The organism is Streptomyces sp. NPDC052023 (assembly GCF_044548465.1).
Taxonomy (GTDB): Bacteria; Actinomycetota; Actinomycetes; order Streptomycetales; family Streptomycetaceae; genus Streptomyces.
Genome location: NZ_JBIUBW010000012.1, coordinates 248,380 through 257,847, shown reverse-complemented (window position 1 = coordinate 257,847; position 9,468 = coordinate 248,380). Strand labels below are relative to the sequence as shown.

At 71.5% G+C, this 9,468-nt stretch carries 7 protein-coding genes; 2 read left to right on the top strand and 5 right to left on the bottom strand.

Going from position 1 to position 9,468, the window contains the following annotated elements:
• Positions 1-196 precede the first annotated feature (196 nt).
• Positions 197-1,789 (bottom strand): hypothetical protein, encoded by a 1,593-nt coding sequence (locus ACIHCM_RS24380; RefSeq protein WP_399899417.1) that lies wholly within the window; start codon positions 1,787-1,789, stop codon positions 197-199.
• A gap of 336 nt (positions 1,790-2,125) precedes the next feature.
• Here ACIHCM_RS24380 and ACIHCM_RS24375 point away from each other — a divergent pair, with 336 nt between their 5' ends.
• Entirely contained in the window at positions 2,126-3,046 is a 921-nt protein-coding gene (locus ACIHCM_RS24375; RefSeq protein WP_399899414.1) for a class I SAM-dependent methyltransferase, read from the top strand.
• On the opposite strand, the gene ACIHCM_RS24370 is transcribed toward ACIHCM_RS24375, so the two are convergent.
• Genes ACIHCM_RS24370 through ACIHCM_RS24355 form a run of 4 tightly spaced genes read right to left on the bottom strand, consistent with a single transcriptional unit; the run spans position 3,035 to position 6,929 of the window.
• Positions 3,035-3,817, bottom strand: coding sequence for a succinate dehydrogenase/fumarate reductase iron-sulfur subunit (locus ACIHCM_RS24370; protein WP_399899413.1), 783 nt, complete (start codon positions 3,815-3,817; stop codon positions 3,035-3,037). The two genes, ACIHCM_RS24375 and ACIHCM_RS24370, sit on opposite strands and share 12 nt — an antisense overlap.
• Positions 3,814-5,751 (bottom strand): fumarate reductase/succinate dehydrogenase flavoprotein subunit, encoded by a 1,938-nt coding sequence (locus ACIHCM_RS24365; protein ID WP_399899410.1) that lies wholly within the window; start codon positions 5,749-5,751, stop codon positions 3,814-3,816. Before ACIHCM_RS24365 ends, ACIHCM_RS24370 begins: the two co-directional genes overlap by 4 nt.
• A 17-nt stretch (positions 5,752-5,768) precedes the next feature.
• Positions 5,769-6,605 carry a hypothetical protein gene (locus tag ACIHCM_RS24360; protein ID WP_399899407.1) on the bottom strand — a complete coding sequence of 279 codons (837 nt, stop codon included), beginning with the start codon at positions 6,603-6,605 and terminating at the stop codon, positions 5,769-5,771.
• 33 nt (positions 6,606-6,638) lie between these two features.
• Positions 6,639-6,929: a hypothetical protein gene (locus ACIHCM_RS24355; protein ID WP_399899404.1), complete on the bottom strand. Its 291-nt coding sequence runs from the start codon at positions 6,927-6,929 to the stop codon at positions 6,639-6,641.
• 297 nt (positions 6,930-7,226) lie between these two features.
• On the opposite strand from ACIHCM_RS24355, the gene ACIHCM_RS24350 reads away from it, so the two are divergent.
• The gene (locus ACIHCM_RS24350) at positions 7,227-9,347 is read left to right on the top strand and encodes an ABC transporter family substrate-binding protein (RefSeq protein WP_399899401.1); all 2,121 of its coding nucleotides are present in this window, start codon (positions 7,227-7,229) and stop codon (positions 9,345-9,347) included.
• Positions 9,348-9,468 lie beyond the last annotated feature (121 nt).

Below are 9,468 nucleotides of genomic sequence, written 5' to 3'. Positions count from 1 at the left end.
GACATTGCCCGCGTCCGTCTTCAACGCCGCGTAGTCCAGCTCCAACTGCGCCAGATCACCGGTGAACTGAGGAATCTGCTCCGGCTTGATCACGCTCAACCGCCCCCGCTCGTCCGCGCGACATCGGATCAACTCTCAACAGGATCCGATCATCATATAAAGGGCGCGCTCGATGGCTGACGGGGCGAGAGGTTTGTTACGAGAGCGGGAAGTTGTGGCGCCCGCGGGTGCGCGGGCCGCCGAAGCTCGCGGGTGGTCCGGGAGTCGGGTCATCGCGCAGCAGGATGCCTCCCAGGAGCGCCCCGCCCACGCCGGTGGAGTGCGGGGTCGCTTCCGGGGTGGGCGTGCCGTGCGTACGGACGTCCTGTTCGGCCAGGTGCAGGGCGGTGCGGGCGAGGGTGTCGGCCGTGAGGGGCTCCTCGGCAAGGAGCCGTCGCGCGGCCGCCAGGCGTGTGCGGGCCTCGGCGCCCACCGCACCCCGGTGCGTCGCGACGAAGTCGGCCGCCCCTGCCGTCGTGCTCCGGGCGACCAGCTCCGCGGCCACCAGGAGCACCCCGGCCCGTGCCGCCGTGACCGGCGCGACGGCCCGCACGATGCGGCGCAGGGCGTCGAGGGGGTCGCACGGCCCGCCGGTCAGCGTTTCGCGTACGGCGGCCAGTACGGCGTCGGCGTGCATGACACGTGACGTCAGTTCGCCGGCCGGGACCCGGGCCCCCGGCGCCTGCGCACCGCCCGCCGGCTCCGCCATCCGCCGACGCGCTCCGGCGATCTCCGCCTCCGCCCCCGTGAGAGCGGCCCCTGTCAGCTTCCCGGCGGTCGACAGCTCCCCGGCGAGGCGCTCGACAGCCGTCTCGAAGATCGCCGCCTGGGCGATCGCGCCCTCGGCCGCCCGCAGGTGGGCCGCGGCCCGCCCGGGTTCGTTCGCATCGGCTGACTGACGGGCCTGGTTGAGGTGGACGGTGGTGAACACCAGGCGGTCCTTGGCCTGTTCGACGAAGCCGACGACCGGGGCGTACGCCGTGGCCGCGTACCGCCTGCCGAGCTCCGCCAGCGTCGACTCGGCGGTGGACGTCCGGCCGGCCACCTCACGGAACCGGGTCTCCGCCGCCTCCAGTGCCGCCCCGATGCCCCGCTCCAGGCCGCGTACCACGTCGAAGCCCGCCGCCTCCGCGTCCAGCCGCCGCCCGGCCTCCGCGCACCGGCCGACGATCCCGGCGAGGGCCTGCCGCCGGGCCGACGCCTCGGACGGGACGCCGTCGTCGTACCGCTGCCGCATCGCGAACGCGGCCGAGAGCTCCCATTCCGCCTCCCGTAACGCCCGCGCGAACGGCTCCATGGCCTCCGGGGCGGAGGTGGCTGCCGCGGAGGCGAGTTCCTCGCGGCTGGTGCGTACGCAGTCGTCGGCCTCGACCAGCAACGCCTGTGCCCGTGCGTCGAGTTGGATCAGGGGATGGGTGAGGGTGGGTGCTGTGGCGGACGCCGGGGCGCCCGGGGTGGTGCGGGTGCGGATGCGCCGGGTCCGGCGGACGTAGGCGTACGTGGCCACCGCCGCCGCCGCGAGCAGGGCGGCGAGCGGAAGGACGAGGTCGGCGGTGGAGGTCTCCTGCACCTCCTGCTGCGGGGCGCGCGGGGCGAGCGCGGCCGGGCGGTCAGTGCTCGGCGAGGCGGTCAGCTCGGGCCAGACCAGCCACAGGATCGCGATCACTCCGCCGAGCAGCGCGTGCGCGACCTGCACGGATATGTGCGAGGTCGTACGCCGGGGCCGGCGGCGGATCGAGGAGGGCGTCACATTTCGGAGCGTATGAGCAGGAATGCTGCTCCGCGAGTGGTGTGCGCCCCTTGTGGGGACCGATGCGTGGACCGATGTGTGGACCGATGTGCGGCACGGCAGGCGCGCGGGCAGCCGGGCCTCGGGGCCGAAGGTGTGGTGGCCGCAGGGGTTGCGCAGCCGCCGTCACCCGTTCGCGTGAGCGCGCAGGGGCGTCCGCACCCCTGGTGTCACCGATTCGTCGGGGAGTCGTCATGTGCGCTTTGCCCGTAGGGGTGCTCCCGTTAGTTGTGGAGTGGCTGCGGGCGGCCTACGTTCCACGGCACTTCCCCCAATCCTTGTGAGGGTCACCGATCCATGCGAGCTCTACTCACCAGCAAGGTCGCCCGGCGTGCCCTGCGGCCCGTCACCGCACTCATCGACCAGCGCATCCAGCGTGAGGTCCGGCGGGTCGTCGGCAACACCTCCTACGACGCCGTGCAGCAGGAGCTGAAGAAGGTCCGCAACCGTCAGCGGCCCCTGGAGCTGTTCTTCGACGGGACCGGGCGCGGGGCGTCGCGGCTGCCGTCGACGCCTCATCTGAACCGGACGATCGGGGAGCTGACCCATGTCACCGGGAACGGGGAGGGCGCGGAACGGGCCGTCGCGCAGGCGTTCCGGCTGCTCATCGCGATGGAGGCGCTGGGCGTCGGCCGCATAGCCGGCGGCACGATGAACATCTGCGGCAAACTCTCCGCCGTACCGCTGCTGGACCCGCCGAACGACGAGATCCTGGAGATCGGCACGCTGTACGGCATGTTCGGCGCGGCCCTGATCCGGATGATGGAGCGGGAGGGCCGGGATCCGCGGCTGACGATCGTCGACCCGCTGGCCGGTCAGCAGCTCCAGCCGGGCACCAGCATGGGAGGGGACGTCACGGGCACGCCGGTGCGGGAGGCCGCCGTGCGCAGCAACCTGGCGCTGGTGGGCGCGGCCGGTGCCGCGACCCGGATCCAGCAGGGCTTCTCCGAGGACCCCGAGGTGCGCGCCGCGGTCGCCGACCGCTCCTACGGCGTGGTGATCGTCGACGGCGACCACTCCGCCGAGGGCGTGGCCAAGGACCTGGAGTGGGCGGAGCAGATCGTCGCGCCCGGCGGCATCGTCGTGCTCGACGACTTCGGGCACCCGAAGTGGCCGGGCATCAAGGAGGCCTTCGAGAAGCACATGACCACCGACACCCGGTTCACCTTCCTCGGGCAGGTCGCGCACTCGGGTTATCTGCGGGCCTCAGCCACCTGACGACGCGGGCCGTCGGCGGATCTTGTCGCCCAGCCAGACCAGCGGGTCGTACTTGCGGTCGACGGCCCGCTCCTTCAGCGGGATCAGGGCGTTGTCGGTGATCTTGATGCCCTCGGGGCAGACCTCCGTGCAGCACTTGGTGATGTTGCAGTAGCCGAGTCCGTGTTCGTCCTGGGCGGTGCGCCCCCGGTCCAGGCCGGACTCGGCCGCCGCGTCCAGCGGGTGCATGTCCAGTTCCGCGACCCGCATCAGGAAGCGCGGGCCCGCGAACGCGGGCTTGTTCTCCTCGTGGTCGCGGACCACATGGCAGGTGTCCTGGCACAGGAAGCACTCGATGCACTTGCGGAACTCCTGCGACCGGTCCACGTCCTCCTGCATCATGCGGTACTCGCCCGGCCCGAGCCCGGCCGGCGGGACGAAGGACGGGACCTCCCGTGCCTTGTCGTAGTTGAAGCCCACGTCCGTGACGAGATCCCTGACGACCGGGAAGGCGCGCAGCGGAGTGACGGTGATCGTCTCCTCGCGGCCGAACACCGACATCCGTGTCATGCACAGCAGCCGGGGCCGACCGTTGATCTCGGCGGAGCACGAACCGCACTTGCCCGCCTTGCAGTTCCAGCGCACGGCCAGGTCGGGGGCCTGGGTGGCCTGGAGGCGGTGGATGATGTCCAGCACCACCTCGCCGTCGTTGACCTCGACCCGGAAGTCCTCCAGGCCACCCCCGTCCTTGTCCCCGCGCCACACCTTGAAGCGGGCCTCATAGCTGCTCACTCGTACAGCTCCTCTTCGGCGAGGTACTTGACCAGCTCCTCCTTGTCGAAGAGGGCGAGCAGGTCGGGACGGATGGGTTCGGTGTTCTCACGGGTGAGGGCGATCTGGCCGCTGACCGGGTCCGACGCGGGCCCGCCGGTGGGGTCGGTGAGCCGGCAGAGCAGGTTCACCCGGCGCCACCTGCGCTCCATCGAGGGGTGGTCCTCGCGGGTGTGCCCGCCGCGCGACTCGGTCCGCTCCAGCGCGGCCCGCGCCACGCACTCGCTGACCAGCAGCATGTTCCGCAGGTCCAGGGCGAGATGCCAGCCCGGGTTGAACTGGCGGTGGCCCTCGACGCCCGCGCGCCGGGCCCGTAGCCGCAGCTCGGCCAGCTTCTCCAGGGCCTGCTTCATCTCCGTCTCGCGGCGGATGATGCCGACCAGGTCGTTCATCGTCTGCTGGAGTTCCTGGTGCAGGGTGTACGGGTTCTCCGGCGGGCCCCCGGCCGGCTCCTCGATCTCGGCCTCCGCGGAGAAGGGGCGCAGCGCCTCCGCGGCCGCCGAGGACACCTGGGCGTCGTCCACCCGGGGGAGGTCCGCCGCGGTCCCGGCCGCGTACTCGGCGGCGTGCAGTCCCGCCCGGCGCCCGAACACCAGCAGGTCGGACAGCGAGTTGCCGCCGAGCCGGTTCGAGCCGTGCATGCCGCCGGCCACCTCACCGGCCGCGTAGAGCCCCGGCACCCCGCGTGCCGCGGCCGAGTCGGAGTCGACGGCGATGCCGCCCATCACGTAGTGGCAGGTGGGTCCGACCTCCATGGCCTCGGCCGTGATGTCGACGTCGGCGAGCTCCTTGAACTGGTGGTACATCGACGGCAGCCGGCGCTTGATCACCTCGGCGGGCATCCGCGTCGACACGTCCAGGAAGACGCCGCCGTGCGGGGAGCCGCGGCCCTCCTTGACCTCGGCGTTGATGGCCCGGGCGACCTCGTCGCGGGGGAGCAGCTCGGGGGGGCGCCGGTTGTTGTCCGGGTCCTCGTACCAGCGGTCGGCCTCGTCCTCCGTCTCGGCGTACTTCTCCTTGAAGACGTCGGGGACGTAGTCGAACATGAACCGCTTGCCGTCCGAGTTGCGCAGCACGCCGCCGTCGCCGCGGACGGACTCCGTGACGAGGATGCCCTTCACCGACGGCGGCCAGACCATCCCCGTGGGATGGAACTGCACGAACTCCATGTTCAGCAGGGGCGCGCCGGCCAGCAGCGCCAGCGCGTGGCCGTCGCCGGTGTACTCCCACGAGTTCGACGTGACCTTGAAGGACTTGCCGATGCCGCCGGTGGCGATCACCACGGCGGGGGCCTGGAGGACGAAGAAGCGGCCCGACTCACGCTCGTAGGCGAAGACCCCGCTCACCCGGGTGCCGTCCTTCAGGACGCGGGTGACCGTGCACTCCTGGAAGACCTTCAGGCGGGACTCGTAGTCGCCGGTCTCGCGGTGGTCCTCCTGCTGCAGGGCGACGATCTTCTGCTGGAGGGTGCGGATCAGCTCCAGGCCGGTGCGGTCGCCGACGTGGGCGAGGCGCGGGTACTCGTGGCCGCCGAAGTTGCGCTGCGAGATCCGGCCGTCCTTCGTACGGTCGAACAGGGCGCCCCAGGTCTCCAGCTCCCACACCCGCTCCGGGGCCTCCTGGGCGTGCAGCTCGGCCATCCGCCACTGGTTGAGGAACTTGCCGCCGCGCAGGGTGTCCCGGAAGTGGGTCTGCCAGGTGTCGTGCGGGTTGGCGTTGGCCATCGCGGCGGCGATGCCGCCCTCGGCCATCACCGTGTGCGCCTTGCCGAACAGCGACTTGCAGATCACGGCCGTGCGGGCGCCGCGCTCGCGCGCCTCGATGGCGGCGCGCAGTCCCGCGCCGCCCGCGCCGACCACGACGACGTCCCACTCCTGTCGCTCGACCACGGACATCAGAAGGCCCCACTCATCTAGAAGAAGCGCGGATCGTCGAAGACCCCGGACGCGACGAGATAGACGTAGAAGTCGGCGAGCGCCACGCTCACCAACGACGCCCAGGCGAGCAGCATGTGACGGGCATTCAACTTTCCGACCCACTGCCACATGCGATAACGCACCGGGTGCTTGGAGAAGTGCTTGAGCTTGCCGCCGACGATGTGCCGGCAGGAGTGGCAGGAGATCGTGTAGGCCCAGATCAGCACGATGTTCACGAGGAACACCAGCGTGCCGAGGCCCATGTGGCCCCACGCGTAGTTCTCGTCGCGGAAGGCGAGCACGGTGTCGTACGTCAGGATGCCTGCGACGAGGATGGCGGCGTAGAAGAAGTACCGGTGGATGTTCTGCAGGACCAGCGGGAAGCGGGTCTCACCGGTGTACTTCTTGTGCGGCTCGGCGACCGCGCAGGCCGGAGGGGACGCCCAGAAGCCCCGGTAGTAGGCCTTGCGGTAGTAGTAGCAGGTGAGCCGGAAGCCGAGCGGGAAGATCAGGATGATGATCGCGGGGGAGATGCCCCACCAGCTGCCGAAGAGCTCCCAGTTGGGTCCCCCCTTCATCGGCTCGCAGTTCTCCGCCAGGCAGGGGGAGTAGAAGGGCGAGACGTACGGGGCCGCGTAGTAGTCGGCGTTCGCGAAGGCCCGCCAGGTCGAGTACACGATGAAGGCGAGCAGGCCGGCGGCGGTGGCGGCCGGTGCCAGCCACCAGCGGTCGGTCCGCAGATGCGGGGCTCCGATCGCGGCGCGGGCACCCGACCGGACGCCGCCGCCGGGGGGATGGGGATCTGTGGTTGTGGGTTCCGTACCAGTGGCCAAGGTGTGACTCCGGTCGGTCTGGACTCGGGTCGGTCAGGGTGCGCGTCGGTCGCGGGCGCCGAGTCCTTCGTCGTCCGTGTCGACCCACAGGCTGTTGTCGTACGGGGTGTCGGGGATGGTGACGAGCTCCGGGCGCCGCTGCGCGGCCGGAGAGGTGGCCGCCTCGCGGAGCAGCGCGACACTCTCGCGCAGGTGTTCGCAGTCGGTGCGGACGCGGCGGATGTCGAGCCCGCCGGTGCCGAGCTGCTGCTCCAGGCGGCTCAGCGACCGGGACAGGTCGTCCAGGCAGCGCTGCACCGATGTCAGTTCGTCGTGCACGGACATGACGTGACCTCACTTCCGTCGGCACGGAGGCCGTGGGTGGCAACGGTCATGCGCCTGCGAGTGTTGCGCGTCACACCTGCCGCTGGGAAGGGACGTGCACCGATTGGCCGAGGCGCGCAGGTGCATCCCGTGGTGTGTTGCGCCGCACGGGTGGGCTTCCCGGCCGTGGTCGCCGTGTCGCCCGGTGTTGCCGAACCCTTTCCTCTTCAGTGGCCGTATTAAGCCGAAAACATCTGATCAGCTCCATATACCACCAAAAGTGATCGTAACCCCCGCGGCTCCCGGAGGTAAGCAGAGATGTCCCACGACGGCGTCACACTGCGCGCGGTGATGCGCTCGGTCGCCTTCCTCACCGCGGGCGTCCTCGCGGTGCCCGCACTGGCCGGGTGCGGCTCGGACGACGAGGCCGGCAAGCCGCTGGCCGGACAGGACATCGCACCGGCCGGCCGGGCGGAGGTCGCCGACGGTGGCACCCTGGTCTGGGCGGTCGACGCCGTGCCGGAGACGCTGAACACGTTCCAGGCCGACGCCGACGCGGCCACGGCGACGGTCGCCCAGGCGGTGCTGCCCTCGCTGTTCCGGCTGAACGAGAGCGGGCGGCCGGTGATCAACCCCGACTACCTGGAGTCGGCCGAGGTCGTCGAGACCGAGCCCCGGCAGGTGGTCCTGTACAAGCTCAACCAGCAGGCCGTCTGGAGCGACGGCCGGGAGCTGGGAGCCGCCGACTTCGCCGCCCAGTGGCGCGCCCTGTCCGGGAAGGACAGCGCCTACTGGACCGCGCGCAACGCCGGATACGACCGGATCGAACGGATCGAGCGGGGCGGCAGCAATCTGGAGGTCAAGGTCACCTTCAGCCGGCCGTACGCCGACTGGAGATCGCTGTTCTCGCCGCTGTACCCGAAGGAGATCATGGGTACGCCCGACTCCTTCAACGACGGGGCCCGCACGAAGCTCAAGGTCACCGCCGGGCCGTTCACGCTGGAGAAGGTCGACAAGAAGCAGAACGAGGTCGTCCTCGTCCGCAGTGCCCGCTGGTGGGGGGAGCCGGCCAAGCTGGCCAAGATCGTGCTGCGCGCCGTACCGCTGGAGGAGCGGGCCGAGGCCCTGGCCGCCGGCACCGTGGACCTGGCCGGCATCGACGCCGCCACCGCCCGGCTCATCGACCGCGCCGGGCAGCCGAAGAGCACCTCGACAACGCAGAGCGGGGCGGCGGTACCGGCGGACCGGCAGGCGCTCGCCCGCTACGAGGTCCGCAAGTCCCTGGAACCGGCCTACACCCAGCTCGCCCTCAACGGCGCCGGCGGCCCGCTCGCCGACGAACGGGTCCGCCGCGCCGTGGCCCGCGCCCTGGACCGCAAGGAGCTGGCGGAGGTCGTCCTCGAACCGCTCGGCCTGCCCGCGCAGCCGGTCGGCAGCCACCTCGCGCTGTCCGGGCAGGAGGCCTACGCCGACAACAGCGGGGCCCTCGGCGGACAGGACACCAAGGAGGCGCAGGCGCTGCTCGCCGACGCGGGGTGGGTGCGCGGTGGGCCGCTGAAGGAGCAGAAGAAGGAGAAGGCGGCGGGACCGGAGGGGAAGTCGGCGTCGCCGGAGAGCGGGGAGCCGGCGGGGGAGGACGACGGGACGTACATCGTGGGGGAGGACGGGAAGGCGAGGGAGGACTCCGAGGGGCGTGACCACCGGGACCCCGGGGAGGGCGCCGGGCAGGACCGCGCGCAGGAGGGGCGGGACCACGAGGAGGACCCGCGCAACCTCGCGCAGGACGGCAAGCAGCACGTCCAGCAGGGGGGCGGAGCGCAGGGGGCGTACGCGCCCAAGGGCACCGCGGCTCCGGGCGCCGCGGCCGGGCCGCTCGCCAAGGACGGCAAGCCGCTGATGCTGCGCTTCGTGCTTCCGTCCGGGCCCGGGTCCGGCACGCTGCACCGGGTCGCGGACCGGATCTCGCGGATGCTGCAGCGGGTCGGGATCACCACGGAGACCAAGAAGGTCTCCGAGGAGAGCTACTTCAAGGACCACATCGCCAACGGCGAGTACGACCTCGCGCTGTACTCCTGGCCCGCGTCGGCGTTCCCCGCGACCGACGCCCGGCCGATCTACGCCAAGCCGGTACCGGCCGCCGACGGCTCCCTGAGCATCGAGCAGAACTACACGCGGGTCGGCACGGACCAGGTCGACCAGCTCTTCGACCAGGCCGTGGGCACACTGGACGCGGAGGAGTCCCGCGACCTCGTCCGCAAGGCCGACTCCCGCATCTGGGCCGCGGCCGGCTCCATCCCTCTCTACCAGCGCCCCCAGCTGACCGCGGCCCGCAAGAACCTCGCCAACATCGGGTCCTTCGGCTTCGAGACGCCGGTGTACCAGGACATGGGCTTCCTGAAGAAGCCGAAGAAGCCGGCGAAGCCCACGACCGAGGACTGACCCGGCCTTCGGCCCGGCACGGCCCCGGGGCGCCCTTGGCGGGCCGCTCCGGGGCCGTCGGCGTGCTGGGCGTCCGGACGGGGGCCGTGCGGCCCCTCCACCACCCTGGCAAGGCCCTCAC